This window comes from Pseudovibrio sp. SCP20 (assembly GCF_057774105.1).
In genome coordinates, this window is sequence record NZ_JBYMDH010000005.1 from 13492 (window position 1) to 39424 (window position 25933).

Here is a 25933-nt window from a genome sequence, read left to right on the forward strand (position 1 = left end):
CATATTGAGATTGTTATGAATAATTTGCGCAGATTAAAGCTCAGGCATTTGGAAGCTTTTGTTGAGGTATCCCGCCAGAACAGCGTGAGCCGCGCTGCGGAGGTTCTTCACCTGACCCAACCCGCTGTGACGCGGACTATCCGAGAACTGGAAGAAATCTGCGGCCAACCGCTCATAGAAAAAGACGGGCGCGGCATTCGCATCACCCACTATGGTGAGGTGTTCCTGCGCCATGCAGGCACCAGTCTGGCTGCTGCCCGCAACGGCATCAATGCATTATCTCAGCTCAGCTATAGTGATGGACCAATGGTGCGTATCGGCGCGCTGCCAACTGTCGCCGCTTCACTCATCCCACAAGCCGTCAAAGCTTTCCTCGATACAGGGCTACGCAACCGACTTCATATTGTAACTGGTGAGAACCACGTGCTGCTGGATCAGCTGCGAAATGGTGAGCTGGATCTGGTTATGGGCCGCCTCCCCGCACCTGAAAACATGCAGGGATTGGTGTTTGAACCGCATTACCGTGAGCGTGTCGTATTTGCCGTCGACAAGAACCATCCTCTGGCAGGTAAGCCACAAATCAGCGTGAGTGAGCTGGATGCCTTTCCGGTCCTAATGCCTTCCGCAGCCTCGATTATCCGCCCTTTCGTGGACCGTCTGTTCATCGAACATGGCATCCCAGAACCAGAACAGGCGATCGAGACGGTATCTGACTCTTTCGGCAGAGCGTTCACTCAGGAGTACAACGCGATCTGGATCATTTCTCGCGGCGTGATCGCCCGTGAGATCGAGTGCGGCCAGTTTGTGGAACTGCCCATTGATACCCGCGCAACGGTGGGATCAGTCGGCCTCAACATGCGTGCAGGCGAGACATTGGACAGCGCTGCTCAATGCTTTGCGGAGATTCTGATGGATCTGAGCGAACGAGAAGAAACACACGCTCCAGCCTATTGAAGGGAAGTCATTTTGGAGTGCATATTGATACCCAATGCGACATGAAAAGCACGGTATTTTTCATTATTCATTTTGAAAAGTGTATGTAATTCTCCGAATTCACAGTGGTGATTCCTAAGAATTCCCTTGGCGGATCATCCGGATCGTGATTAAGAATTCGACAGCCTTCGGGAGCTGAGACTGTCCCAAGTGCAGGATCAGGAAGGCATGTCTGGTTTAGACCATTCTTCAGGAGGGTCACATACTTATGTTTGGTAATTTCAAAGGCCTTTGCGCTTCAACAGCGCTTCTGCTTGCCAGTGTTTCCATGGCAGGCGCGGCAGAATACACTTTTAAGCTTCACCATTTTCTAAGCCCGAAGGCACCCGCACAGACCAAGATGCTGGAACCATGGGCAAAGGCCGTTGAAGAGAATTCCGGTGGTCAGGTCAAAATCGAGATCTACCCATCCATGTCACTGGGTGGTCGCCCGCCTGAGCTTGTAAACCAGGCACGTGACGGCGTGGTTGATCTGGTCTGGACCCTGAATGGCTACACACCAGGCCTGTTCCCACGCACTGAAGTGATGGAACTGCCGTTTGTTTTCCTAGATGACCCTCGCGCTGCAAACCTTGCGCTCTACGACATGTTCGAGAGCGATCTTAAGGCTGACTACAAAGGCCTTGAAGTGATGTTCCTGCACGTGCATGCGGGTAACGGCTTGCAAACACGTGATAAAGAAGTGCGCAGCCCGGCAGATATGGCAGGCATGCGCATTCGCACGCCATCGCGCACCGGTGCATGGGTGATTGAAGCACTCGGCGCATCTCCAGCCGCAATGCCGGTTCCGGAACTGCCGACGGCTCTGCAGAAGGGCGTGATTGATGCTGCGTTCATTCCTTGGGAAATCATCCCACCGCTAAAAATTCAGGAACAGACCGAATACCAGATCGAAGGTGCTGGCAAAGCGCGCTTTGGTACTTCTGTCTTCCAGGTTTCCATGAATAAAGGCCGTTGGGAAGGCCTGCCTGCTGATATTCAGAAAGCCTTCCGCGATGCGTCTGGCCCTGAGTGGTGGGCAAAGGTTGGTGAAGTTTGGCGCGCGACAGATGACTTTGGCATCGGCCTCGCTGTAAAGTCAGGCAACAAACACATCACCCTTTCTGACGAAGAAACAGCTGTCTTTAGAGAAGCTCTGGCTCCAGTGGTTGAAAAGTGGACCTCGGAAGTTTCCAAAAAAGGCATTGATGGCAACGCGATGGTTGCAAAAGCACAGGCATTGATTTCCAAGCACAGCGAGTAGCTATGGGCGCCTTTCAAAAACTCGGACGCACCGGCATTGCCGGTGCTTTCGAAAAACTTATTGTAGCATGGGCACTTGCCGGTGGTTTGGTTCTGCTGGCAGTGGTCGCAGTCAATATCTACTCCACCCTTGGCAACATGTGGGCCGCTCCATTTCCCGGAGATTTTGAGCTCACTGAGATCGGCGTTGCTATCGCAGTTTTCTCCTTCCTGCCGTTCTGCCAGATCACCGATGCCAATGTCACAGCAGACATTTTTACCAGCAAAGCCGGGCCTCGTTTGAAAGCGCTTCTTGCATTGATCGCGTCTGTGATTGCGTTTGGGTTTGGGCTGCTGCTGTTGTGGCGCATGTACTATGGTATGTCTGATCAACGAGAATACGAATACACCACCGCAATTTTGCAGATCCCTGTTTGGTATGCGTATGTACCTGTTTTGATTTCGCTTTTCCTGCTGAGCATTGGCGCAATCATCACCTTGAGTGAAAACTCCAGAGATCTGATCCGGAGAACCTGATGGCGGCTAGTCTTTTTATGGGCTTTGGTGCCCTCGCCGTTTTGGTGTTCCTTATTGTTATCCGTATCCCGATTGCTTACGCCATGATCCTTGTTGGCGGGGTCGGGATTGCGCTGATCAACGGCCCGATGCTGTTGCTTAGCCAATTGAAAACATTGGCTTATGGCCAGTTCGCCATTTACGACCTTTCCGTCATTCCGCTGTTTATTCTGATGGGAGCGCTCGCCTCGAAAACCGGCTTGAGCCAGTCCTTGTTCAGAGCGGCCAATGCGTGGCTGGGCTGGATGAAAGGCGGTACTGCGATGGCCGCCATCGCTTCCTGCGCTGGGTTTGGCGCAGTTTGCGGATCCTCGCTCGCGACCGCCTCAACCATGGGCAAAGTGGCTCTACCAGAGCTGAAGCGTTATAGTTATTCAGGTGCTTTAGCAACTGGAACGCTCGCCGCTGGCGGAGTTCTGGGCATTCTCATCCCGCCAAGCGTTGTTTTGATCATCTATGCAGTGATCGTGGAAGCGAACATCGTTACTATGTTCGTTGCTGCGTTTATTCCGGGTATTTTGGCCGTTCTTTTGTTCTTAGCGGTCATCGCGCTCTACGTTTTCGTCAGCCCCTCCTCCGGCCCTGCTGGCGGCGCTGGAACGCGCGAAGAGTTCCTCGCTGCCTCCCTCGGCGTGCTGCCTGTGCTGACCGTTTTCGGACTTGTCATCGGGGGCATCTATTTCGGCTTCTATAATCCGACACCTGCTGCTGCGGTGGGTGTGTTCCTCGTGATGATGTTCGGCCTGCTCCAGCGCAATCTGGCGTTTGGAGACATGATCGAAGCGCTGAAGGAGACCGCGGCCACATCAGGTATGATCTATCTGATCCTGCTCGGGGCTGAGCTGCTCAAGATCTTCATGTCTCGCATTGGCCTTCCGCAAGAGACCGCTGCCTGGATTGCAGGGTCTGGTCTGGAGCCGATGACGGTGATGCTGCTGATCCTGCTGGCTCTGATCGCGCTTGGATGCCTGATGGACAGTATGTCTATGATGTTACTGGTGATCCCGTTCTTCTGGCCAGTTCTGATGGAACTGAACGGCGGGATGTATCAAAGTGCAGACGGTGCCGGATATGGCATGAGCACGGAAGACCTGAAAATCTGGTTTGGCATTCTGGCGCTGATTGTGGTCGAGCTTGGGTTGATCACGCCACCAGTGGGTATGAACGTGTTCGTCATCTCAGCTCTGGCCAAAGACACGCCAATGAGCCAGACTTTCAAAGGCGTAGCACCTTTCTTCGGAGCCGAACTGGTACGCGTCGCCATCCTGGTCAGCTTCCCAGCCCTAACCCTCTGGCTGCCGAAACTGCTTTCCTAAACATTCGCTAAGTCACCATGGATTGATATGTTAAACGAACTCATCCTTTTGAGACACGGCGAAAGTGAGCATTTGCTGCAGGGTATTGTGGGTGGTTGGACTGATACCACCCTAACACCTCATGGCATTGATCAGGCAAAGCAAACGGCTGAGTATCTGGCAGAGGATGCTCGCTTTCGTTCCACTCCGATTTTTACGAGTGACCTGAAGCGCGCATCCCAGACGAGCAAATGGATAGCCGCAAGAACTGGGGGCCAACTCGTCAAAACCCCAGAACTACGCGAGCTGAACTACGGGGCAGCAAAGGATCTACCTAAAGCTGAAGCCGATAAAATCCGAGTTCCTCCAACTCAGCCAATCCTTGATTGGATTCCGTATGACGGCGGAGAAAGCTGGAGGATGCTATACAGCAGAATTGAACAGTACCTGAACCAACTGGATGCGGCCAATATTGAGAGGGCAGTGGTTGTTAGCCATGCAAACTCGATAATTTGCATGATCAACTGGTGGCTTGGTCTTTCAAGTGACACCCACCTGCAGAACATTATGTACGACATCAGGCCCTGCAGCATTACACATTTGAAACGTGATGAAGATGGCTGTTCCAGAGTGGTAAGGCTCAATGATGTTTGCCATCTTCAAGGGGCCAACTAACATCGAGAGCACCTCATCAATTTCCCAAAGGCTCACATAGCAATTTTGCTATGATTTTTGCTGATAAATCAATTTTACATAGCAATCATAAACGGCAACACTGAGTACTATTCAAACGTGTATTCGCAATCCATTTTACTTCTGACTTAGCGCATATCCCAATTGCCGCGATCTGACAGATGTTTTGAACCTAAGGAATTTTTCATGACCTACCATAGAGATCGTACTCAGGTTGCGATTATCGGCGGCGGTCCGGCTGGTTTATTACTGTCTCACATCCTGAGCAAAAACGGCATCGATAGCGTTGTTCTGGAACAACGCACCAAGGATTATGTTCTCTCTCGCATCCGGGCGGGTCTGCTGGAAACAGGCACTGTGCAGTTGCTGCGCGATTACGGCCTGGCAGAACGCATGGACAAAAACGGGAAGAGTAAAAAAGGCTCATGGATTACGCGGCAGGGCTTCCCGAGCCATTTCATTGATACGCACAAATGGACGGGCAAGGAGATGATGGTCTACGGCCAGACCGACATCACCGAAGACTTGTATGACGCACGTGAGAAAGCGGGCGGCAATGTCATCAACGAAGCTGCGGATGTGACCCTGCATGATGTCACAGCAGACGCGCCCTATGTGACCTATGTGAAAGACGGGCAAGCACATCGTCTGGACTGTGATTACATTGCAGGTTGCGATGGCTTCCATGGCGTGAGCCGCAAGACGATCCCCTCGGACATTTTGCGCACCTATGAGCGTGCCTATCCGTTTGGTTGGCTGGGTATCATGGCGGAAGTGCCACCGCTGCCGGATCTGGTTTATGCCTATCATGAGCGCGGCTTCGCCCTTGCCTCACAGCGCAACCGGCTGCTGAGCCGCTATTACATTCAGTGTCCGTTGACAGACAGCGTTATGGACTGGTCTGATGAGCGGTTCTGGGAAGAGCTTCTGGCCCGCTTCCCGGCGGAAGTCGCATCAGAGATTGTCACCGGCCCTTCCATCGAAAAGTCCATCGCGCCGCTTCGCAGCTTCGTGGCAGAGCCTATGCAGTACGGGCGTATGTTCCTTGCTGGAGATGCAGCGCATATCGTGCCGCCAACAGGCGCGAAAGGACTCAATCTGGCAGCTTCTGATGTGTTCTATCTCTCACGCGGGTTGATTGAGCAGATCAAGAGCAATCGCTCGACCCATCTGGAGCGCTACTCAGAACTGGCCCTGCGCCGGGTCTGGAGCTCCGAGAACTTCTCCTGGCGGATGACACAGCTGATGCATGTATTCCCGGAGATGAATGGCTTTGATGCCAAGATCCAGCAGAATAGCTATGAGTTGCTGCTGCAAAACGAGACCCAGCAGAGGGCTTTGGCAGAAGAGTATGTTGGATTGCCGTTTGAAGAGCTGGACGCGCTGACCTTATCAGCTGCCTGATCCAGCGATTGGAGAGAGGCCCATCCCTCTCTCCCCACCCTTGTGGCGAAGCTTAGGGCTCTGTCCGGTCTGCAATCTCAATTATCGCTGCCGCGAACGCCTCCGGGCTTTCCTGAGGCAGATTGTGGCCCACGCCATCAATCACACGGGCATCATAGTATCCATTGAAGTTGGTTTCATGCCCCCGGCTTTGGCGCGGCGGACTTACACCGTCATCTGCACCAAGCAAAGCAATGGTTGGTACGTTGATCTTGGGCTGTGCAGTCAGCAGAACCTCAATCTTCTCATAGGCCGGATCGCCCTCTAAGAGGCCAAAGCGGTGCCGGTAAGAATGGATCACCGTATCCACGAAATCCGGGTTATCGAAGCTCTCGGAGGTTTCACGGAACGTGCGGCGGGAGAACTCCCAGGTCGGGGACCACTGCTGCCAGAGCAGCCGTGTTAGGTCTTCCCTATTCTCAGCCAAACCATTTCGCCCACGCTCGGTGTGGAAGTAGTATTGATACCACCACAGATACTCATCTTCCGGCGAAGCTGGGCGATAGGCTGCCGGGATGTTCTGGATGTTGTAGGCTACACCGCCACTGACCAGCCCCCTCACCTTTTCCGGCCACAGAGCCGCTGCGATGCAGGCTGCACGGCCACCCCAGTCATATCCGGCAAGGATCGCCTGCGGAATTTCGAGCGCTACCATCAGCGAGCGCAGGTCAAACGCCAGTGCCCCTTGCTGGCCTGAGCGTGGGGTCTGGGGGGAAAGATATTGCGTTGGGCCGTAGCCGCGCAGGTAAGGCACGATGCAGCGGAAACCGCGATTGGCGAGGATAACGGAGACTTCATCATAGCTGTGCACGTCATAAGGAAAGCCGTGGAGCAGGATGGCAGGAACACCTGATTTCGGTCCCACATCCATATAGGCAACGTTCAGCACCCCGGCTTCAATAAATTTCATCAGTCCCATCCCTCATATGGTGCAGCAGCTCTTTGAAATACTATAGACCAGAGCTACAGGGAGAAAGCCATTCTTCAAACTCAGACTTAAGGCGTGTCACCTCTTCCGCATTCAGCAAAAAGCAGTCGAAACCGCCATCATAAGGCGCGAGAATCCGGGAGCTCTCGCGGTTCATCAGCAAGAAGCGCTCGTCATCATGTGCTGCATCTTTAAAGGCGCCTCGATAGACCTCAGGAAACCACCGGACTTCATTTCCATAGAAGCCAATTGTCTCCTGCTCACCAAACGGGTCTTCCTCATACTTCCACTTGAACCAGTATTTCAGCCGAAACTGATCAAGCAGTTTATGGCTGTAGGGCAAGGGGTACTCTTCAAAGTTGGGAAAGTACTCAACGAAGAGGCATTTTTGCCCCTCCTTCAAGATCCGGTTGCCCAGAATGCGGCCCCGGTCGAAGACGATTGCCTCTTCTTCCGGTGTCTCGGCATAGCGCTTGGCATCTGGTAAGGCGTGGAACCTGACCCACCTTTCAGGCATCACATTGCGGAGATAATGGCTGTAGGGAGGTAAGTCCCCAAAATAGCCCTTCCACTCGTCAATGAACCTTTTCACAATGATACAACCCTGTCTCAACCACTCAGCAGAACAATTGGGTGATCCGATAAGACTTAGTGGAGATTGGTTCGAATTCTCCTAGGTATTTTGATGCAATCCTCTTTGAATTCGCAGGAATTACAGAAAGGCCTTCACCCGTTCTGTGCATTGCATGGCCTCAGCAAAGGCTGCAAAAATGCGCGTTGATACCGGATTGTTTACCGCCTCAAACTCCGCATGCCATTGAATGCCAAGGAAGAACTCCTTCTCTGGATGATGAAAGGCTTCAATCACCCCATCCTCAGAAGTCGCATCCAGCATGAGGCCGTCCCCCAACGTGTCCACGGCCTGCTCATGCAGTGAGTTCACATGGTGGGTGCCATCACCAAGGATGTCACGAAGGAGCCCATTTTCTTCAAGGCAAAGCTGATGGGCTGCATCATAACGCTGCTTTGGAGGCAGCTTGTAGTCGATGGGGCGGTGCAGCGCGAAGGCTTTGTTTTCATAAAGATCGTTGCGGATAGTGCCGCCAAAGGCCACGTTCATCTCCTGCATGCCACGGCAGATACCGAGCAGCGGGATGTTCTTTGCAAACGTGGCACGGATCAGCGCAAAGGCAGCACGATCCCGCTTGTCATCAAATGGGCCGTGGCTTTCAACCGTGCCACCGCGACGGTAGTAAGACGGTTGAATGTTAGAGGCATCGCCTGTCAGAATAATGCCGTCCACCAGTGACAGGACATGCGCCAGTTCTGCGTCACTCAGCAGTGTTGGCAGGATGACTGGGACAGCTCCAACAGCCTGCATGGCGGCAGTCAGGTACTTATCGTCGATGGTCTGTGTTGTCAGACCGGCCTCTTCGGAGGAATTCGCCAGGATGCCGACAATAGGTCTTTTTTCAGCAACCGCACTCGGCAGAGTGGTGATGCCACTGTTATTTGTCATAAGCGTATCCCTTCAGGGCACTAAATATCTGCGCAGTCGCGCTCTGAAATCATTGAAAGTATAGTTATCGCTTCAGCGATTTGGCGTAGTGGTTTTCGATCCGCTGTTGCACAAACTCCAGCATAACAGACATCACCCAGTAGATGATGGAGGCTGTGATCAGCATCTCCAAAATCTTGAAGTCAGACCGCCCCTGCGTTCTGGCTATGAACATGATGTCCCAAACTCCAACCACGGAAACCAGCGAGGAATCCTTGAGCATGGCTATGAACTGGTTGCCCGTTGGCGGCACAATAACCCGCATGGCTTGAGGCAGAATGACTTTTCTGAAGGTTAGCAAGCGTTGCAGCCCGAGCGCATCCGCAGCTTCCCACTGGCCGACTGAAATGGACTGAATGCCAGAGCGGAAAATCTCGGTCATGTAGGCCCCGTACACTAGCGACAGAGCGATGATGGCGGCAGGCACCGGCGAGATCACATAGCCAATCTGTGGCAGGCCTAGGTAGATCAGGAAGAGCTGCACAAGCAGCGGCACACCGCGGAAGTAGGAGGTGTAAAACGCCCCCACACCTTCAATCACGCCAATGCCTGAGAGTTTCGCCGTGGCGCCCATGAGCGCAAACGCAAAGGCCAGCGAAATGGAAATGGCAGAGACGTAGAGTGTGGTGAACGCTCCCGTGCCCAGCAGGAAGGGCAGTTTCCTACCAATGAACTCAAAGCTCAACTCAAAACTCAAAAAGAAGCCAAACGCCCCAGCTGCCAGTAACAGCCAGACCGTTATCAGCTGTGCCCGGCGGGACAGGCTCAGGACCAGATAGCCAAAGCCTGAGACTGCCAGGAAAATCACCATGGATACAGAAAAGCGCCCCCACCAGCCGGAGAGTGTTTCTTCGTTCATTGCAGGGCGCAGGAACGAGCCAATCAGGCCTTGATTGAAAGCCAGAGCAAACGCCAGTGCGAAGGCCAGCAGTCCGAGCGTTGCTGCAGCTTTCAGGCGGGCTGGCCCCTGCCTGAAAGCACCATTGGTGAGTGTGATCATGGTCTTACTTAACGCTTACCAAATCCGCACCGTGCCACTTCTTGGAGAGCTCGGCGAGCGTGCCGTCATTCTTCATCTCATCCACGATAGCAGCTAACTTGTCGTTAAGTTCCTTATCACCCTTGTCAATCGCAATCGCCAGCGGCTCATAGAAGATTGGATCACCCAGCTGTTTGATCGGCAGGCCCTTCTTCATCGCCTGCTGAATGACAGGAACGGACTGCGCCAGCGCGTCCAGACGCACACCGTCACCAAGGGAAAGCTCATCGAACTCGTTGATGTCGCTGTAAAGTTTGATCTCGCCCGGTGTCACGGCGTACTCAAAGGATGGCGCGCCAACCGCATCAATCTCAAGCTTGTGCTCCAGATATTTGTGGTAGGTGGAGGAACCCACTACGCCGATGACCTTGCCGTTCAGGTCCGCCAGTGAGGTGGCTTTGGAGTTCTTATGAACCGCAAACGCCGCCGGGGTGTAGTAGTAGACAGCCGGGAAGTCCAGCACCTGCGCGCGGGCTTTGGTTGGGGTCATGGAGCCAACCACCATGTGCCATCTGCCGTGCCAGCGCCCTGCGGTCATCACTTCCCAACCTGGGGTGACGAACTGCACGTCCACGCCTAGTCGCTTAGCAATCTCTTTGGAGACATCGATATCGAAGCCCTGCAGCTGGTTGTCATCTCCCATGAACGCGTTCGGGCGATAATCAGAGTTTGACCCCACAACCAGCGTCTTGTTCTTCATGATCGCGTCCAGAGCCTCTCCAGCCTGTGCGCTCAGACCAACAACACTTACAGAGACAAACAATGCAGCCCCAATGATGGCTTTTCCGGTATTTTTAAACATCCCAACCCCCAATTTCGTCATTTTGACGGACAATTTTCAAAATTTTGGGCAGTTTATAGGTGCGGTTCAAAGCAAGACAAATCAGTCTGATTGATCCATGTATAGAAAAACTCTATATATAACCTATGGCTATCTCCCGACGTTTCGTCCCCACCCTTCAGGAATTACGCGCACTGGATGCTGTTGCTCGGCACAAATCCATCTCTGCTGCCGCGCGGGAACTGAATGTCTCTCAACCAACTATATCTTATCATATCAAGCAGTTAGAAGAGCGTTGGGATGTCAAACTGTTCCGCATGAACGGGCGTAATCTGGAGCAGACGGAGCTGGTGCAGGATATTCTTTCCGAAGTCTCTGCAATCAACAATGGTATAGAGAATCTCTCATACCTGCTTGCCAGCCAGACAGCGCGAAAACAGCTGACAATCGGCATCGCTCCCTCTTTAGCCTCCATTATGCTCGTCCCACGTCTGGCCGAGTTCTCCGCTCGGCATCCCAACGTGGCCATCCGCATCAGCGCTGCGAACCGCTTCGTTGATTTTGCGGAGGAGAAGCTGGACGTGGCTCTGCGCTTGTTGCCGAAGCCGGAAGGAGATCTCGGGGCCTCCCCTCTCATCCCACTGCCACAGGAACGGATGCGGGTGGTGTGTGCGCCCAGTTATCTGGAAGCACTGGCAGGCGAGCCAATAGCCCCGCATTCTGCCCCCGTTGAGCTGTTTGCGAAGGCGGACTTTATCCATGAAGACGAAGCGTTTCATTGGCAGAAGTATCTGGAAGCCTATTGGCCAGACTTCTCCGGCCAGATGGTCCCGCAGCTCACCTTCAACAACACCGACCTGATCCTGCAAAGCGCCATTGCTGGGCGTGGCTTTGCCATCCTTAGAGATCTTTACGTCATAGATGCGTTGAATGCAGGCACGCTCATCGAACCATTCCGGGAAACACTCCCTTGCCAGCGGGCCTTCCAGTTCGTGCTGCCGGAAACGTCCATTCCCTCAGCTCAAGTGTGGGATTTCATCAACTGGCTGAGTGCTGAAATGCAAGCGATGCATATCCGCTAGCAACGGATGTGCCGGGCTTATCAAAGCCCTTGGATAATCTCTGAGTAGATCACACAGGCTCGCAAACACATTGCCAGTTGAGCGCTGCGAAAGCCGTCATTTCGTCAGATGCATGATGCTTTTTTGAGCAAATCGCCCTAATAAACTCAAGAATAAATTAGAATTCCTCTAAGTGATTATCAATATTCCACTTTAAATCTATACAATATTCTGAAGTCATGTATTGTCATATTAAATAGATAAATCTCATGTAGTCATAAAAATAGATTTTTACATGGATGAACATAATAAAATTAAAATCACTAATCGAAATTACGGAAACAAAACTGCATAGATGATGGTAATCACTCAAAATATTCATCAACACCACAATTTATTTTACTTATCGCGATGGAATCAATCCGCGTTCACAATAACCGGCACCCAATCTGCCTGCAGGTTCCTCACAGCTAAGCTGGAACCTCACCCGTTTCGGAGCACGTCCCCGAAAGTAGGCTTGGTGTAGCTGCAGAGTTATCGTAGGCTGATGACAGGGCATACCCTTTTAGCGGGAGCCAGCATACTAGCCCAAAGCCAACGGCTGAGCACAGTTATTGTCCTTTTCAGAGCCGAATACGTTCAAGAGACTCTTTTCTTATTGGAAGGAAAAGGATGGACATTCATCAACTCAAAACCTTTGTGACAGTTGCTCGTGAGGGCAGCATCACCAAAGCTTCTGAACTGCTTTTTCGAAGCCAACCGGCTGTTAGTGCGCACATAAAAAACATGGAAGAAACGCTGGGGCTCACTCTGTTCCAGCGCACCCCAAGAGGCATGGCGGTGACGCCAGACGGGCAGCGTTTGCTGAACGAAGCCCATCAGCTGCTCGACAGGCACCAAAAGTTTCTGGAGGAAGCCTCCCGGCTGCGCGGCAGCCTGGCAGGGCAACTTTCACTCGGCGCGGGCCGCAACTCCAGCACCGGCGTGGTCAGCAACCTTCTGGCAGCTTTGGCCCAGGAGTTCCCCGAGGTGGAGGTGGAGCTCCAGCATCGGGCTTCTGTCAAAGTGCTGGAAGGCATCCGCAATGGAAGTCTGGATGCAGGGTTCTATACGGAAACCGGCGAGGATGATTCCGATCTCTCCACGCTGGAGATCTCCAACTTCTGCGTCTACCTCGCTGCACCGGCCAATCTTGTGCCGTCGGCTTCTGAGGTCAACTGGAAGGCGTTGGAAGACGTGCCGTGGATCTACCCCAGCTGCAACTCCTGTTGCGGACGGTTGGCGCGCGATCTGTTGGAAACGCACGGCATCCGGCCAAAACGCGTGATCAACGTGGATGACGAGGGGGTCACCCGCGCATTGATCGCCAGCGGTGTTGGCATCGGCCTCGTGCACGCCAACTCAACCAACCCTCGGGAGCAGGAAGGCGATATCGTTCTGCTGACACAGGTGCAAAAATCAGCCCGCGTGTTGTTTGCGCATTTGTCCTGTCGGATCGACGATCCTGTAATCGCGGCGGTGCGTTCCATTCTGGCAACGGACAACTGTACCAGCATTCCGTTTCAGAGTGACCAAAACATAGAGGCGGCGCTGATCGCCTCCTGATCTTTTTCAAGAAAACAAACACGCACGACTTCAGCCCAGCTTCTGGGCTGAAGTCCGCTGCACATTGCTTTCCGATTGGGTGGATGGCTGCTCTCCCCAGTTGGCGTCAAAGACAACAACAATCTGGAATACTGAGGAATTTTTCATTTTTAATTCTCATCGGGAGAAGCCACATGCAAAGAATTCTATACAGCCTCAGCGGTGCCTCCGGGCAGCACTATTCCCCGCATGTCTGGAAGATCATCATGTCCCTGAAGCACAAGGGACTCACGTTTGACCTGAAGCCCGTATCCTTCGGCGATATTTCCAGTATTGAAGACGGTTCCTATAGCAGCGTACCCGTGCTCAACGATCAGGGCACCTTGCTCGGCGACAGCTTCGAGATCGCGCAATATCTGGAAGCCATCTACAAAGACACACCTAGCTTGTTTGATGGCGATGGCGGCCTGCAGCTCTCACGTTTCGTGGAGAGCTATTGCAAAACAGTTCTGCATCCGACACTGGCCGTGATAGCTGTGATGGACATGTACAACATCATGAGTGATGCGGACCGTGCTTACTTCCGCACTGCACGTGAAAAGCGCTTCGGAAAATCGCTGGAGGACGTCTACGCCAATCGCGATGCGGAGCTGGCAACCTTGCCGGAGAAGCTCAATCCGGTGCGCGATCTGCTGGCAACGCAAGACTGGCTTGGCGGCGAGAAAGCCATGCATGCTGACTATGTTCTGTTTGGTACGCTGCAGTGGTGCAACGTCTGTTGTGCTGAACCATTTTTTGCAGCAACGGACCCTGTCCAGATGTGGTTCGAACGCATGCTCGATCTTCATGGGGGCGTGGGCCGCAAAGCGGTCAGCGAAGCAGTCGCAGCCTAACGCTGCACACTCTTCAGGCAACGCAAAATCCATAAGATGTTCAGAAGGCATCGCATTTTCTGCGATGCCTTCTTTTTGTGCAAGTCATTGTATTATCAATAATTTGCCAGATATAAAGTTTACTGAAGGGTGCCTCATCTATCCTGAGGGAAGCCATCAGTATTTTCATCTTGTTCTTAGCAATCCTTTCCGGCTCCATAGGGCCACACGAAAAAATATTATTGGACGCGAGGGACGAAACCTACCTCACAACCGGCAGTGACACAGCACAGATTCGACCGGGTCTGTGAACGCTCTTTCTCTGCCCACGCATAACAAAAATGACAAGCCAACGCAGTTTGTCAGGGGCCGCGCTATGCGCATCTCCTGAACCGGCATTTTTCAGATTTTCTTTCCAGGTGAAGGATCAGAGGATTTATGGATGCACATCTTGAAACACCGGAATATTTGGCAAAAGGGACAGCCCCACTGTCCTTTGATTGGGTCCGACAAGTGCACACACTTGGCCCCACCGGCACGAACTGCGAGAGAGCTGCCCTGAGATGGGCTGCACGCCATTGCAAGAATGCTGAGGTCTTTCTTCATGCCACGATGGAACTGGCAGCAGAAGCCGTTGCTAAATGCAGAAAATCCGTTCTTCTGAGTGTGGTGGCCTACCCGCATCTGCATTCCATCATTTACGAACACATCGGTGAGCTGAAGCTGATGGACGTGTTCATCATGAACACCGACAACATGGTTCTGGCGTCTTCTACCGGCGAAACACCCAAGCTCTGCGCCACACACCCGGCACCTGAAAAGCTGATCCCAGCGTCTATTGAGCGCAAGTTCGTCACCAGCAACGCGCAAGCTGCTGCTGTCTGCGCCAAAGGCGAAGCGGATGGCTGCATCACCACGCTGTGCGCTGCCAACGAGTTTTCACTGACAATCCTAAGAAAGCACGGTCCTGTGCCCATGGGCTTCACTATTCACGGCCCACTACAAGCCACCCCGGCCTCCCACCCATCGTTTACGAGTGAATTTCAAAACCCCAACAGGAGGGAATTTCATGACACAGAAAGCTTATGAAACACCGATCGAAATCCGCTATCGCGATACTGACTCCATGGGCCATGTGAGCAGCCCAATCTACTACGATTACATGCAGTCCGCTTATCTGGAATACATGCATGATCTGCTCAAACTGCCAAAGTCTGAGAAGCTGCCGCACATCATGGTGAAGACCTCCTGTGACTACGTTTCTCAGGCGCTCTATGGCGATCGTCTGGTGGTGCTGAGCCGCGTGACCAAGTTTGGTGGCAAGAGCTTTGAGATGCAGCACGAAATGCGTCTGGATGATGCGGATGGCCGTGTCGTCGCCAACGCCTCCTCTACGCACGTGATGTTCGACTACGAAAAGCAGTCAACCTATCCGGTGCCGGATGACTTCAAGGCTGCAGTGGCTCAACTTCAAGAACCTGTCGCCATGCACCAGCCAGCATAAGACCTGTCACTTTTCTCAAAATCTGGAGATCTCTGATGGATCTACAATGGAATGAACGTCAACAGGCTCTGCGGGCAAAGTATGCCCAAATCGGTAGTCAGGTTGACCACTCCGCACTGCATGCTGGCAGACAGGCTTTTGATCAGGACACTTGGGACCGGCTTTTAGAAGCCGGTCTCTGGAAGATCATTGTGCCTGCCGAATATGGCGGTGAAGGCACCGATTGGTGGGACTTTACAGCAGCGCTAGAGGGACTAGCCTCCTCGGTACGCACACCCGGCATTCTGCTTTCCGTCATCGCGCAGGCGGGCATGGTGCATGCGCTCAACCTGTTTGGCACGGAAGCGCAGAAGAGAGACTATCTTGGCCGCATCCTGAAGGGCAAACTGAGCGCAACAGCGATTGCCGACCCGGATACGGGCACGGATGTGCGCTCCACGTCCTCCGTCCTGACACCGGGACCAAACGAGACTTTCGTGCTCAACGGCGCCAAGTACAACATTGCTCATGCACCTGTGGCGGACTTTACGCTTGTCGTGTGCAAGCTGGATGGACATGCCCGCGATGGCATCTCGCTGATCCTGCTGGATTCTGGCACGCAGGGTCTTGAAGTTGGTGAGTATGACCAGAAGCTCGGCAATCTGGATCTGCCAACAGGACCGATGAAGTTCAACAATATCCCGCTTCACTATGGTGACCTGCTTGGTGTTCCCGGCAAGGGCCTGCGCAACCTCATCACCTTCGTATCTCTGGGCAGGTTGTATTACGGCCTCGTATCTGCGTGGCTGGTGGAACCAATGCTGAAAGCAGCCATGAGCTATGCGCAGCAGCGCCAGACCTTTGAGGTGCCGGTACTTGAGTTCCAGTACGTGCAGAAAAAGTTGACTGACATGCGCATCTCCGCAGAAGCTGCAAAGTGGACCGCCTATGGCGCGCTTCAACAATTGCTGGCTGGCGCACCGGAAGCAGGCATGACCTGCTCGATCGCCAAACTAGTTGGCGCCGAGGCGATCACCAGCGGCGCGATTGATCTTCTCAAGCTTTACGGCACCAAAGGCTACCATCAGGGCGAAGTCTCCACTTTCCTCCGAGATGCACTTGCTTTCTGCGCTGTGGGCGGCACCGAAGAAATGCACCGCCGCAACATCATCAGCCAGATGAAACGATTGGAAGCCAAGGCTGCGAAAGAAGCAGCAGAGCCACCGCAGGAGCGCATTCTGGAAACAGCGTGATCCCAGGCAGGCCCCGATATTGCCGGGGCTTTGCTCTTTCTTTGAGCTCACAGGAGTTACTTATGGAATTTGCCAAAGTCGCACTTGCGGCCACTCTTCTGGCAGCAACAACCACAGCACCTGCACTCGCCAAGAACGGCGTAGAGCGGGTGCCAACTGCTATTGACTGGTCCGCCGCCAAGATTGCCGCAAAACGGTCGCTGGCACGTGACCCGGAAGCCATCGAAAAGTTCGTTGCAGCCGCCAATGGCGAGCTGCGAACCGTTGAACTGCCTGTCCTGATTTTCGGCAGCGATGCCAAGATGGAAACACCACAGTTCGCCAACCAGAACTCAGCCTATGCCGCCTTCTACACACTGGAAGGCGCACAGGTCAGCATTTTAGGTTCGCACACCGTGCTGACAGGAACAAAGGATCTGACAGGCCATCACCAAGCCGTTGCCTATGAGAGCATCGGCAGCGGTGCGGATTACAACCTAAACCGCTACGGCGCGCATTACACCATCCGCCTGACCTGCGATAACCCGATCAAGGATGTGCGGTGTCGTAAGCCGGAGTTCCTCAACAGTGTCGTTCAGACCCTTCTTGTCGTGAATGGAGCGGCCAAATGATGCGTTTTATCTCTCTTTGTCTGGCACTGGCCTTTAGTTTCTCTGCACAGGCTGACGACGCGTCCCGCTTCATGATGCCGGGAGATTTGATTGAGAACACCGGTCAGGGTGTTGCCAGCCACGCCATCTACTTCCCGCAGATGCGCTTTCCGGTGGAATCCGGGCCAGCCTATGCCAACTCCCACGCTTATGCGCCCGGTGGGTTCAAAGGCAATGGCGGGTCAGAATGTGATCCGGCCAACTACTCCTATCCATGGCGCGATAACTTCTGCGAGTTTCGCAAGGCTGATCTGCCGCTATGTGCCTCAGGTGGTCACCAGGGACAGGACATTCGCCCGGCAACTTGTGAAGCCAGCAAGCATTGGGCAGTGGCGGCAGAAGATGGCATCGTGGCTCATGTGGGCCGCTTTGGTGTGACCATTCAGAGCCCGACTGGTACGCTGTATCGTTACGTGCATCTGGATATGAAGACGCTTCAGGTGAAGCCGATGGACAAGATCGCCAAGGGCAGCCGCATTGGCAAGATCTCCAACAACTGGCTTGGTCCGCTTCCGATCCATCTGCACTTCGATGCCAAAGATACGATCATGCTGAATGGTGAGCCAAAGGCCGTGTTCTTGCCGCCTTACACCAGTCTGGTTGCCTCTTATCAGTTGATCATGGATTGATCCGGCAGACCACGAATACCAAAGGGCGCCTCACAAGGTGCCCTTTTTGCTTTTCCGTTGAACCCTGAAAGGGAAATGAAATGACCAACATTCTCTGGGTCTTTGGCTATGGCTCCCTCATCTGGCACCCCGGTTTTGAGCCTGTTGAGCAGGTGCCAGCGCGTCTGGATGGCTGGAAGCGGAGGTTCTGCCTTTGCTCTCTGCGCTACCGCGGCACCTTTGACCAGCACGGCCTCGTCCTTGCCCTTGATGCAGCACCAGACTCCTATTGCAGCGGCGTTGCCCTGGGCATTCCGCAGGACAAGCAGGACGAAGTGCTGGAAGGTTTGCGGGCACGAGAACTGTTTAATCCGGCTTACCGGGAGATCATCACAACACTTCAGCTGCAAGATGGACGCCAAGTTGAGGCATTGACCTATGTGGTGAACCGGGAGCATGAGCAATACGGCTCCTTCAATGCTGAGGAGCAGGCGCAAATCATCGCCACAGCAGCAGGCGAAAAAGGCCCGAACTGCGATTACCTCTGGAACACCGCTGACCATCTGCGGGAGCTTGGCATTGCTGATCCAGATCTCGATTGGCTGTCCGATCGCGTACGCACAATACAGTCTTCGGAAGTCATCACAGCCTGATAAACCCGGTACGCCAGTTTCAGCGGCGTGCCGGCACTTTTCAACTCGCCACATTCGTTGCGGGCGCTTCACTGCAAATGAGAGTGCCCTGCTCCAAATGGCAGACCTTGTCGGCAAGGGATCGCGCAGCCGCCTGGTCATGCGTGAAGAGAACCAGCGCTGTTTTGCGATTGCGCATCACCCCCCGCAAGATCTCCAGCACATGACTGCGCGCCTGCATATCCAGCGCGGAAGTGGGTTCATCCGCCACCAGACACTGTGGACGTGTGGCAAGGGCACGGGCAATCACCAGCCGCTGTGCTTCACCGCCAGAAAGCTCTCGCGTTTTGCGGCTGAGGAAGTCGGCATCTGTTGGCAACCCCACCCGATCCAACAGCCGGGTTGCCTCGGCCTGATCTCCACGTGACAACATCAGCGCTTCTTTCAGCACATCAGACACCGAGAAGTGGCTTGCCATAGCCCGGTGAGGGTGTTGCGGGATCAAGGCGATAACAGACTTCTCGCGCTCCGTTCCGTTTTGCCAGTAAACGTAGCCTTCCTGCACCTTCTCATAACCGCTCAGCAACCGCGCCAGCGTGGTTTTCCCGCTTCCGCTGCCTCCCAGAATAGCAAGGCAACTCCCTACAGGCACAAAGGCGGATATCCTGGAGAGTAGCCCTCTGTTCTCAATGGAATGGCTGAGCTTATCCATGACCAACCCATTGCCGGAGCGCACCTCCAATGCAGGATTATCACCACTGGAAGAAACCGGCAGTGGTACCAGATTGCCTGCATTGCGGCGGAGTTTGAGGAGTTGCTGCGTGTAAATGCTGCGCGGTCTATCCAGCACATCTTCAGAGGGGCCAATCTCAGTCAACCTACCTTTGCGCAACACACCAACATGGGTGGCCAAACGCCGGGCCAACTCGATGTCGTGGGTAATCAACATCTGGCAGCGCTGCTTAGAGCCGTTTTGGAAGGAGCGGATCGCAATCTCCCGATTGAAGCTATCCAGCGCCGCTGTGGGTTCATCCATGATCAGAAACTCAGGAGAGTTCGCGAGGGCAAGTACAGTCAGCACCCGCTGTATTTCGCCGCCACTCAAGGCGGTCGGGTAGCGTGGCAAAAGCCTGTCAGGAATGTTACCGATGGCGCATTCTTCGCGGGCATCCCTCTCACTCAAGCCATGGGCCCTTAACATCTCCTGCACATGCTGCAGCACGGTCAGGTGCGGGTTGAGGGCATCAGAAAGTGCCTGCACAATCAGGCCTGCCGTCCGTCCACGCATCGCTTGCAGTTGAGCACGGGAAGAACGCAGCACGTTCATCTCCCCAAGCCACGCATCCCCACTCCAGCTGAAATGGCTGGAGGGCAGCGGCTTTTCTTGTGCCGTCAGTCTGCACCCCTGGATCAATCCCATCAGCGATCGGGCAAGGCTCGTCTTACCACCGCCCGGCTCACCAATAACCGCAAGCGTCTGGCCTCGGCCAATCTCAAAGGACACATCTTGCAGTAACGGACGCTCTCCGAAAAATAGATTCAGTTGCTCAACCCGGATCATATTGTTCCTTTCCGGTGAGCCCGCCGCTTTGCGAGTACCCTTCACCAATTATGAGGATCCCGATGAGAAAGAGAGAAAGCGCGCCAGCGGGAGGCAGAAGCAACCATGCCCAGGCATCTGTATAGAGGTGCTCCATCGCATCCTGCATCATGCTGCCCCATGTGAGCAGGCGTGGATCAGTCAGGCCGAGGAAGCCAAACCCCGCGCTTTTCAAAGCAGCCTGCCGCACATTTTGCAGGAACAGCCCCACAATCGCAGGCCAGATGGCAGGCAGGATGTGATGGCGCAGACAGTAGGTGCGACTGGCGCCCATCCGCCGCGCAAAATGCACGTTCTCGCGTGTCAGTTCGCGCAGTAAGATCGGGAGTGCCACACGCACATCCTCATGCCATCCCGTCAGTGCGAGCAGCACCACAAGCCCAAGGAAGCCGGGCTGTATCCAGGCCGCCAAAAGCAGCAGCAACAGAATGGATGGGATCACTTGCAGCACATCCACCACGCGCAGAACTGCACCGCGCACCGCCGGACCACCAAAGGCCGCCAGACTGGAAGCTGCCAGAGCCAGAGCCAATGCAGCCGTTGCTGTCACCAAGGCAAGGAAGATTGTGACGGGCGCGGCGCGCACCAGACCGATGAACACATCCTGCCCGATACCGTTGGTGCCAAGCCAGTACTCTGCACTGGGAGGATGCAGCACATCCGGGCTGGTTTTGTAAGCGGGTAGGCTTTCCGACAGTGTGAAACCAGCCATCATCAGGATGACGGAGGCAGCCAATGCGCCCTTGGAGACAAAGCCTGCACTTTGGGTGACGGGAGACCAGTAACCAAGCATCAGCTCAACCTCTCCGCGCCAGACTTGTTGCCACCGCATCGATGATCCAGTTGAGCAGCAGTACAAGCCCCGCCATCACAATCACCGCCCCCTGCAATAGCACATAATCACGGTCCAAAATAGCGTTGTAGATCAAGTGCCCTGTGCCCGGATAAGAGAAGACGATCTCAACAAACAACACTGCCCCGAACAGACCTGTCAGTGAGTCACTCATACGGGCGAGGAAGACTGGAAACAGGCTTCTTCCGTAATACGCTGTCCGCAACCGCCAGCCTTTGATGCCGCGGCCACAGGCATTAATAATGAAAGGCCGCTGAGACAGCGTGATCGCTTCTCCGCGTGCCAGAAAGTAAAAGCGGGACACCTCATGCAGCGACAGCGCCAGCACGGGCAGAATGGCGTGGCGGGCAACGTCGAAGTCACGTTGTAAAGGGTTATCACTGGGGAACAGAGGCTCCGCTCCACCAGCAGGCAACACCGGCCACAAAATGCCAAAGGCCAGCAGCAACAGAACGGCTGCGGTAAAAGGCGGAATACTGGCAATCACAGTGACAGTGCCCGTGGCAACACGATCAAACAAAGCCCCCGGTGCTTTGCCCGCTTCGATACCCCCGGCAGCTCCTGCAATCAAAAACAGCGGCGCTGCGCAGGCGATCAAAAGCAGTGTCCAGGGGATCGCTGCTTTGAGCAGTTGAGAGACTGGCGCTGCATGAGGGACAGAGTACCCCAAATCACCGACAACCAGATTGGACAGGTACTCCCCCAGTTGCTGAAGCCAGCCGCCGGCCACACCAAATTGAGAACGCAGCTCTTCCGCTTCGCTTCCGCTCAGATCCCGCGAAAGGTCGGAGGACAAGAAGATTGCAACAGGATCGCCCGGCAACAGGCGCGGCAGAAAAAACACAAGCAGAACCAACAGGAAGAACACCAGCAAACGGACGCTAAGACCGGAAAGAAGATTTATAAGTATCGGGGGAACCACAAGAACGGCCTACCTGTTTTATGTTTGCCTTTTGCCAGCTGCACAAAGGCAGCTGGCGTTGGGTGAACCAAGCTGGTCAGTCAACCAGATAGGATTTATGCAAAGCCGAAGGCACGCCAATCGCGACGCCGCCCGGCATGAACTCAAGAGAGGAAAGCTTGTCGTTATACGCTGTCACCATGTACGGATTGGCGATGGCATAGGCTGGCAGCTCCTGCGAGTAGACCTCTTGAAACTCATTCAGAATGTCCTGACGCTGCTGGCGAGAGGTCGCTACGGATTGGGCATCCGCAAGCGCTCTCAGCTTTTTGCCGGAATACCTGTCACTTGCCCACTTCTTTCCAAAAACGCGGCGCAGAATGCCGTTTGGGTCACCAAGGGTACTGGACGCATAAAGCGCCAGATCATAGTTGCCTTCGCTCAGACTGTCCTGCAAAGCCGCGCGCTCCATGATGCGTACATCCAATTTGATGCCGAAGGTCTCCAGCTGTTCTGCCAAAACCTTTGCCGCCTTGGTCTCTCGTTTGCTGGCCAGCACGCGCAAAACAACCTGCTCGCCATCCATGTACCAAAGCTGATCTTCTGCGCGGACCCATCCCTGTGCTGTCAGCAAATCTGCTGCTTTGCGTGGGCTGAAGGCATACGGCGGATGAACATCATCAGAGTGCCAGGGCGATGCTTCCTGAAAGAAGCCAGTATCAGCCACATCTGCTGTATCCTGATAAGCCGTCGAGATCAGTGCTGGCCGATTGATGGCGTAAGCTATGGCGTGACGCAGGTCTTTGTTTCCAAACCGACCCGCATGATTAAAGCCTAAGCGAACTGAGTGATTGCTAAACGCTTTTACGACATTGAGGCCACTCTTTTCGGCTTGCTCCAGCCGCTCCGGTGGCAGGTAGGAGATGATATCAATCTCATCGGCCTTGGCTGCACGAAGTGCGGCGTCCGTCGCCATCTTCACAATTGCAATGCGCTTGAACTTAGGCGTGCCGAGGTAATAGTTAGCATTCGCTTCCAGCACATAGCGCCCCTGCGCCTTGTTGTAGTCCGCCAGCTTGTATGGACCGCTCCCGATCACAGCCTCTGGCTCAGCAAAGCGCTGCGGTTCTGCAATGTCTGCATACACATGTTTAGGCAGAACAGGCATGGAAAGCAGCATACCAGTCAGTAATCCGGCATCCGGTTTTTTGAGCTGTAAACGCAGGTGATCGTGAGAGAGTACTTTCGCCTCCTTCACATTCCTCACATCTGCAAAAACATAAGGATGTTCCTGCATATAGCTGAAGGTAAACGCAGCATCTTCTGCTGTTACCGGCTCTCCATCATGCCAATGGGCACGCAAGTCGATATAGATATCGCAGATGAGGCCATTGCGGGAAATGGTCCAGCGTTTGGCCAGAGCGGGTGTCACATCCCCGTCTTTCTTCTGGCTCAGCAGACTGTCAAAAACGTAGGTGGTGTAAAGATACCCGATGCCGTTTTTGCCATGAATGTAGGGCGCCAACATACCACGGTCGCCACGGGCATCGGTGATCACGAGCTGGCCAACGGGTCCGGCCATAGCCGCTGCAAGGGTCAGCAATAAAGCTGCGAGGGTCGCGGCAGCAACGCGCACGAGGGGTTGATGGATAAGGTGCATGTCTCAGACTTTCTGAGCGGGACGCACGGCAACATGCGCATCCTCAGGTTCCTGATCATGGCTGCCACGCAATCTGCGCAGTTGGCTGGTGGTCTTCTATGGGGACATAAGGTTTCAGGTCCAGAATAGGCGTGCCATCAACACAATCCATTCCACTCACCGTCAAAACGTTGCCGTCCCGTCTGATCAATTCAACCGCACTGAGCCCGATTGGGTTGGGACGGTTGGGTGAACGGCTGGCAAAAACACCACGGGCCGCTTCATCTCCACGGGGCCGCCGGATCAGAGCAGTCCCGTCAGAATGATGCAGCCAGTACAGCACCCAAAGATGGGAGGCCATGGTGATGTTCAAAAGCGCATCCGCATAAGGTGAGGAGATTTCCAGCTGACATTGGTCAGGATTACGTCTGCTAGATTTTGGACATTGGCGCACCTCTGAAAATCCCGTTCGGATGAAACCAACCGGGTTCAGGGAAATGCTGGAAGACATAGAGATCTCTTGCTGATTACTCATTTTTTGAAGCCGTAATAGGTTGCAAAATTAAACACTTAACGCCCCCAAAGCCAAAGCCCGCCTCAACACCAGATCGATACTTGGAGACGATATCCGAGTAAATTCGATTTATCCGATAGCCTACCTCAGAATTTCTGAGGCGTCCTTGATCAGCATATTCGAAAATGCTGAGGCTATGCCTCTGATAAATCGATTGGATTATTGGCAGCGGCAAAAAACATAGTTCTGGCACCTCATTAGGATTAACTCAGAATCACAGGTCGCTATGACAGATCACACCCAGCACAACCCGCAGCCGGCCTCCGGCCTTCAACCTGCACCGGAGACCGTCAAATCCCCCTTTAACAACAAGCAGACCTGGCAGTTCATTGGCGTCGCCATTGCCGCAACGCTTGCTGGCTTTCTTGCCTCCGCCTATCTGCCTGCAGGTATGATCGTTGCTGCGGTCTTATCCGTTGGCTGTCTGGGTCTTTGGGCCACGGGCGTGGTGCCGGAATACTGGACGGCACTTGCCTTCTTCTTCGTGGCGATTGTCATAGGCATCGCGCCGCCGGATGTGGTGTTCTCCGGCTTTCAAACCTCCACCTTCTGGCTGCTGTTTGCTGGCCTCGTGCTCGGCGCCTCCATCAAGCACACCAAGCTTGATAAGCGCGCTGCCGTTTTGCTGATGCGGTTGCCGCTCAACAGTTATGCGGGGCTCATCTCCAGCATCGTGGCCTTCAGTGTGGCGCTGGCATTTGTGGTGCCCTCCTCCATTGGCCGCATCATGATCCTGTTGCCGGTGATCTCAGCCCTTGCCGCTCAGATCGGGTTCAAACCCGGCTCCAACGGACGCACCGGCATGCTCTGCGCAGCGGCGTTTGCGACCTTTGCACCGGCCTTCACAATCCTGCCGGCCAACGCCCCCAACATGATCCTCGCGGGGATGAGTGAGAGCCTTTACGACCTCAGCATTTCCTATTGGGACTATCTGCGCCTGAACTTCCCTGTTCTGGGTATCCTCAAGTCTCTCATTCTGATCGGGCTGACGCTGGTCCTCTTCCCGGACAAACTGCCTGAAGACGCCCATGAGGATCCGGAGGAAGCAACGCCGGTTAGTGTGCAGGAACGGCGATTGATGATCATTCTGGCGCTGTGCCTGCTGTTCTGGCTAACGGATAGCCTGCACCCGATTGGTCCGGCCTGGGTTGGTCTTGCTGCAGCGCTGGCGTGCTTCTGGCCAAATGCGAAGCTGACCTCCAAAACCTGCATCAATCAGGATCTCAGCTACGGCTCTTTGATGTTCGTGGCAGGTATTATGGGATTAGGTGCGGTGATCTCCGTCGCCGGTCTGGGAGAAGCAATCGTTCAGACCATTGGCGGACAAGCAGGGTTCTCTGAGGACAGCCCAGTCTGGAACCTCTCCGTCCTCACCGGCCTGTCCACACTGGTTGCTATGGCAACAAACTTGCCGGGCGTACCTGCTGTGATGACACCGGTTGCAGGTGATCTGGCAGAGGCGACAGGCCTTCCTTTGCAGACCGTTTTGATGACGCAGGTGATGGCATTTTCCAACGTGTTCCTGCCATTTCAGGCCCCTCCACTGGTGGCTGCCATTCAGGTTGGCAACCTGCCACCGAAGGCCGTGATCAAGCTGTGCCTGACGCTGTTTGTCATCAGCCTGTTCCTGCTCGTCCCCATCGATCTGATGTGGTGGTACCTGCTCGGTTTTCTTTAGGTCTCGGCAGGCGGGCCC

Annotated in this window: 26 protein-coding genes; 16 read left to right on the top strand and 10 right to left on the bottom strand. The window is 54.3% G+C overall.

The window, feature by feature from the left end; translation table 11 throughout:
* Nucleotides 1-15 precede the first annotated feature (15 nt).
* From pcaQ to pobA, 6 genes are all read left to right on the top strand, one after another.
* Entirely contained in the window at nucleotides 16-954 is a 939-nt protein-coding gene (pcaQ, locus tag AC3CB2_RS18275; RefSeq protein WP_208982279.1) for a pca operon transcription factor PcaQ, read from the top strand.
* 247 nt (nucleotides 955-1201) lie between these two features.
* Nucleotides 1202-2236 (top strand): TRAP transporter substrate-binding protein, encoded by a 1035-nt coding sequence (locus tag AC3CB2_RS18280; protein WP_352936005.1) that lies wholly within the window; start codon nucleotides 1202-1204, stop codon nucleotides 2234-2236.
* Between the two features lie 2 nt (nucleotides 2237-2238).
* Nucleotides 2239-2751, top strand: a complete 513-nt coding sequence (locus tag AC3CB2_RS18285; RefSeq protein ID WP_054784124.1) for a TRAP transporter small permease — start codon at nucleotides 2239-2241, stop codon at nucleotides 2749-2751.
* Nucleotides 2751-4106: a TRAP transporter large permease gene (locus tag AC3CB2_RS18290; RefSeq protein ID WP_352936001.1), complete on the top strand. Its 1356-nt coding sequence runs from the start codon at nucleotides 2751-2753 to the stop codon at nucleotides 4104-4106. The genes AC3CB2_RS18285 and AC3CB2_RS18290 overlap by 1 nt, the downstream gene beginning before the upstream one ends.
* Nucleotides 4107-4133: 27 nt before the next feature.
* Nucleotides 4134-4760, top strand: a complete 627-nt coding sequence (locus tag AC3CB2_RS18295; protein ID WP_352935998.1) for a histidine phosphatase family protein — start codon at nucleotides 4134-4136, stop codon at nucleotides 4758-4760.
* A gap of 204 nt (nucleotides 4761-4964) precedes the next feature.
* Entirely contained in the window at nucleotides 4965-6182 is a 1218-nt protein-coding gene (gene pobA / locus AC3CB2_RS18300; RefSeq protein WP_352935995.1) for a 4-hydroxybenzoate 3-monooxygenase, read from the top strand.
* Nucleotides 6183-6234: 52 nt separating this feature from the next.
* Here the strand turns inward: pobA and AC3CB2_RS18305 are convergent, their stop codons facing one another.
* From AC3CB2_RS18305 to AC3CB2_RS18325, 5 genes are all read right to left on the bottom strand, one after another.
* On the bottom strand, nucleotides 6235-7131 hold the full coding sequence (locus AC3CB2_RS18305) for an alpha/beta fold hydrolase (protein WP_352935992.1): 897 nt from the start codon (nucleotides 7129-7131) through the stop codon (nucleotides 6235-6237).
* A gap of 40 nt (nucleotides 7132-7171) precedes the next feature.
* Nucleotides 7172-7741, bottom strand: a complete 570-nt coding sequence (locus tag AC3CB2_RS18310; protein ID WP_352935989.1) for a DUF3885 domain-containing protein — start codon at nucleotides 7739-7741, stop codon at nucleotides 7172-7174.
* Nucleotides 7742-7861: 120 nt separating this feature from the next.
* Nucleotides 7862-8668, bottom strand: a complete 807-nt coding sequence (locus AC3CB2_RS18315; RefSeq protein WP_352935986.1) for a gamma-glutamyl-gamma-aminobutyrate hydrolase family protein — start codon at nucleotides 8666-8668, stop codon at nucleotides 7862-7864.
* A 64-nt stretch (nucleotides 8669-8732) separates the two neighbouring features.
* A complete protein-coding gene (locus AC3CB2_RS18320; protein WP_352935984.1) occupies nucleotides 8733-9707 on the bottom strand; it encodes an amino acid ABC transporter permease in 975 nt (324 codons plus the stop codon).
* Between the two features lie 4 nt (nucleotides 9708-9711).
* The gene (locus tag AC3CB2_RS18325) at nucleotides 9712-10548 is read right to left on the bottom strand and encodes a transporter substrate-binding domain-containing protein (RefSeq protein WP_352935982.1); all 837 of its coding nucleotides are present in this window, start codon (nucleotides 10546-10548) and stop codon (nucleotides 9712-9714) included.
* Nucleotides 10549-10673: 125 nt separating this feature from the next.
* On the opposite strand from AC3CB2_RS18325, the gene AC3CB2_RS18330 reads away from it, so the two are divergent.
* From AC3CB2_RS18330 to AC3CB2_RS18370, 9 genes are all read left to right on the top strand, one after another.
* Complete coding sequence (locus AC3CB2_RS18330) at nucleotides 10674-11609, top strand: LysR substrate-binding domain-containing protein (RefSeq protein WP_352935979.1); 936 nt, start codon at nucleotides 10674-10676, stop codon at nucleotides 11607-11609.
* 651 nt (nucleotides 11610-12260) lie between these two features.
* A complete protein-coding gene (locus AC3CB2_RS18335; RefSeq protein WP_352935976.1) occupies nucleotides 12261-13193 on the top strand; it encodes a LysR family transcriptional regulator in 933 nt (310 codons plus the stop codon).
* Nucleotides 13194-13366: 173 nt separating this feature from the next.
* Nucleotides 13367-14065, top strand: coding sequence for a glutathione S-transferase family protein (locus AC3CB2_RS18340; RefSeq protein WP_352935974.1), 699 nt, complete (start codon nucleotides 13367-13369; stop codon nucleotides 14063-14065).
* 417 nt (nucleotides 14066-14482) lie between these two features.
* Complete coding sequence (locus tag AC3CB2_RS18345; RefSeq protein ID WP_352935971.1) at nucleotides 14483-15133, top strand: prephenate dehydratase; 651 nt, start codon at nucleotides 14483-14485, stop codon at nucleotides 15131-15133.
* On the top strand, nucleotides 15114-15548 hold the full coding sequence (locus AC3CB2_RS18350) for an acyl-CoA thioesterase (protein ID WP_008549314.1): 435 nt from the start codon (nucleotides 15114-15116) through the stop codon (nucleotides 15546-15548). Before AC3CB2_RS18345 ends, AC3CB2_RS18350 begins: the two co-directional genes overlap by 20 nt.
* A gap of 35 nt (nucleotides 15549-15583) precedes the next feature.
* Complete coding sequence (locus AC3CB2_RS18355) at nucleotides 15584-16780, top strand: acyl-CoA dehydrogenase family protein (protein WP_352935967.1); 1197 nt, start codon at nucleotides 15584-15586, stop codon at nucleotides 16778-16780.
* 62 nt (nucleotides 16781-16842) lie between these two features.
* On the top strand, nucleotides 16843-17391 hold the full coding sequence (locus tag AC3CB2_RS18360; RefSeq protein WP_352935964.1) for a hypothetical protein: 549 nt from the start codon (nucleotides 16843-16845) through the stop codon (nucleotides 17389-17391).
* Nucleotides 17388-18059 carry a M23 family metallopeptidase gene (locus tag AC3CB2_RS18365; protein ID WP_352935961.1) on the top strand — a complete coding sequence of 224 codons (672 nt, stop codon included), beginning with the start codon at nucleotides 17388-17390 and terminating at the stop codon, nucleotides 18057-18059. Before AC3CB2_RS18360 ends, AC3CB2_RS18365 begins: the two co-directional genes overlap by 4 nt.
* Nucleotides 18060-18139: 80 nt before the next feature.
* A complete protein-coding gene (locus AC3CB2_RS18370) occupies nucleotides 18140-18691 on the top strand; it encodes a gamma-glutamylcyclotransferase (RefSeq protein ID WP_352935958.1) in 552 nt (183 codons plus the stop codon).
* A gap of 40 nt (nucleotides 18692-18731) precedes the next feature.
* On the opposite strand, the gene AC3CB2_RS18375 is transcribed toward AC3CB2_RS18370, so the two are convergent.
* The 5 genes from AC3CB2_RS18375 to tsaA form a co-directional block, all read right to left on the bottom strand.
* The gene (locus AC3CB2_RS18375) at nucleotides 18732-20231 is read right to left on the bottom strand and encodes an ABC transporter ATP-binding protein (RefSeq protein ID WP_352935955.1); all 1500 of its coding nucleotides are present in this window, start codon (nucleotides 20229-20231) and stop codon (nucleotides 18732-18734) included.
* Nucleotides 20218-21102 (bottom strand): ABC transporter permease, encoded by an 885-nt coding sequence (locus AC3CB2_RS18380; RefSeq protein ID WP_352935953.1) that lies wholly within the window; start codon nucleotides 21100-21102, stop codon nucleotides 20218-20220. The genes AC3CB2_RS18375 and AC3CB2_RS18380 overlap by 14 nt, the downstream gene beginning before the upstream one ends.
* Nucleotides 21068-22045 carry an ABC transporter permease gene (locus AC3CB2_RS18385; protein ID WP_352935951.1) on the bottom strand — a complete coding sequence of 326 codons (978 nt, stop codon included), beginning with the start codon at nucleotides 22043-22045 and terminating at the stop codon, nucleotides 21068-21070. Before AC3CB2_RS18385 ends, AC3CB2_RS18380 begins: the two co-directional genes overlap by 35 nt.
* A gap of 76 nt (nucleotides 22046-22121) precedes the next feature.
* Nucleotides 22122-23684 carry an ABC transporter substrate-binding protein gene (locus AC3CB2_RS18390; RefSeq protein WP_352935948.1) on the bottom strand — a complete coding sequence of 521 codons (1563 nt, stop codon included), beginning with the start codon at nucleotides 23682-23684 and terminating at the stop codon, nucleotides 22122-22124.
* 55 nt (nucleotides 23685-23739) lie between these two features.
* Nucleotides 23740-24174 (bottom strand): tRNA (N6-threonylcarbamoyladenosine(37)-N6)-methyltransferase TrmO, encoded by a 435-nt coding sequence (tsaA, locus tag AC3CB2_RS18395; RefSeq protein ID WP_008549072.1) that lies wholly within the window; start codon nucleotides 24172-24174, stop codon nucleotides 23740-23742.
* Nucleotides 24175-24463: 289 nt separating this feature from the next.
* Between tsaA and AC3CB2_RS18400 the strand changes: the two genes are divergently transcribed.
* Nucleotides 24464-25915, top strand: coding sequence for an SLC13 family permease (locus tag AC3CB2_RS18400; RefSeq protein ID WP_352935945.1), 1452 nt, complete (start codon nucleotides 24464-24466; stop codon nucleotides 25913-25915).
* Nucleotides 25916-25933: the final 18 nt, after the last annotated feature.

What these genes read in the sequence shown, in the direction of transcription:
- AC3CB2_RS18285 (WP_054784124.1), top strand. Translation starts at nt 2,239, where the DNA reads ATGGGCGCCTTTCAAAAACTCGGACGCACCGGCATTGCCGGTGCTTTC.
- AC3CB2_RS18325 (WP_352935982.1), bottom strand. Translation starts at nt 10,548, where the DNA reads ATGTTTAAAAATACCGGAAAAGCCATCATTGGGGCTGCATTGTTTGTC.
- pcaQ (WP_208982279.1), top strand. Translation starts at nt 16, where the DNA reads ATGAATAATTTGCGCAGATTAAAGCTCAGGCATTTGGAAGCTTTTGTT.
- pobA (WP_352935995.1), top strand. Translation starts at nt 4,965, where the DNA reads ATGACCTACCATAGAGATCGTACTCAGGTTGCGATTATCGGCGGCGGT.
- AC3CB2_RS18355 (WP_352935967.1), top strand. Translation starts at nt 15,584, where the DNA reads ATGGATCTACAATGGAATGAACGTCAACAGGCTCTGCGGGCAAAGTAT.
- AC3CB2_RS18345 (WP_352935971.1), top strand. Translation starts at nt 14,483, where the DNA reads ATGGATGCACATCTTGAAACACCGGAATATTTGGCAAAAGGGACAGCC.
- AC3CB2_RS18320 (WP_352935984.1), bottom strand. Translation starts at nt 9,707, where the DNA reads ATGATCACACTCACCAATGGTGCTTTCAGGCAGGGGCCAGCCCGCCTG.
- AC3CB2_RS18390 (WP_352935948.1), bottom strand. Translation starts at nt 23,684, where the DNA reads ATGCACCTTATCCATCAACCCCTCGTGCGCGTTGCTGCCGCGACCCTC.
- AC3CB2_RS18335 (WP_352935976.1), top strand. Translation starts at nt 12,261, where the DNA reads ATGGACATTCATCAACTCAAAACCTTTGTGACAGTTGCTCGTGAGGGC.
- AC3CB2_RS18400 (WP_352935945.1), top strand. Translation starts at nt 24,464, where the DNA reads ATGACAGATCACACCCAGCACAACCCGCAGCCGGCCTCCGGCCTTCAA.
- AC3CB2_RS18315 (WP_352935986.1), bottom strand. Translation starts at nt 8,668, where the DNA reads ATGACAAATAACAGTGGCATCACCACTCTGCCGAGTGCGGTTGCTGAA.
- AC3CB2_RS18295 (WP_352935998.1), top strand. Translation starts at nt 4,134, where the DNA reads ATGTTAAACGAACTCATCCTTTTGAGACACGGCGAAAGTGAGCATTTG.
- AC3CB2_RS18290 (WP_352936001.1), top strand. Translation starts at nt 2,751, where the DNA reads ATGGCGGCTAGTCTTTTTATGGGCTTTGGTGCCCTCGCCGTTTTGGTG.
- AC3CB2_RS18330 (WP_352935979.1), top strand. Translation starts at nt 10,674, where the DNA reads ATGGCTATCTCCCGACGTTTCGTCCCCACCCTTCAGGAATTACGCGCA.
- AC3CB2_RS18305 (WP_352935992.1), bottom strand. Translation starts at nt 7,131, where the DNA reads ATGAAATTTATTGAAGCCGGGGTGCTGAACGTTGCCTATATGGATGTG.
- AC3CB2_RS18380 (WP_352935953.1), bottom strand. Translation starts at nt 21,102, where the DNA reads ATGCGGTGGCAACAAGTCTGGCGCGGAGAGGTTGAGCTGATGCTTGGT.
- AC3CB2_RS18360 (WP_352935964.1), top strand. Translation starts at nt 16,843, where the DNA reads ATGGAATTTGCCAAAGTCGCACTTGCGGCCACTCTTCTGGCAGCAACA.
- AC3CB2_RS18340 (WP_352935974.1), top strand. Translation starts at nt 13,367, where the DNA reads ATGCAAAGAATTCTATACAGCCTCAGCGGTGCCTCCGGGCAGCACTAT.
- AC3CB2_RS18280 (WP_352936005.1), top strand. Translation starts at nt 1,202, where the DNA reads ATGTTTGGTAATTTCAAAGGCCTTTGCGCTTCAACAGCGCTTCTGCTT.
- AC3CB2_RS18365 (WP_352935961.1), top strand. Translation starts at nt 17,388, where the DNA reads ATGATGCGTTTTATCTCTCTTTGTCTGGCACTGGCCTTTAGTTTCTCT.
- AC3CB2_RS18370 (WP_352935958.1), top strand. Translation starts at nt 18,140, where the DNA reads ATGACCAACATTCTCTGGGTCTTTGGCTATGGCTCCCTCATCTGGCAC.
- AC3CB2_RS18375 (WP_352935955.1), bottom strand. Translation starts at nt 20,231, where the DNA reads ATGATCCGGGTTGAGCAACTGAATCTATTTTTCGGAGAGCGTCCGTTA.
- tsaA (WP_008549072.1), bottom strand. Translation starts at nt 24,174, where the DNA reads ATGTCTTCCAGCATTTCCCTGAACCCGGTTGGTTTCATCCGAACGGGA.
- AC3CB2_RS18350 (WP_008549314.1), top strand. Translation starts at nt 15,114, where the DNA reads ATGACACAGAAAGCTTATGAAACACCGATCGAAATCCGCTATCGCGAT.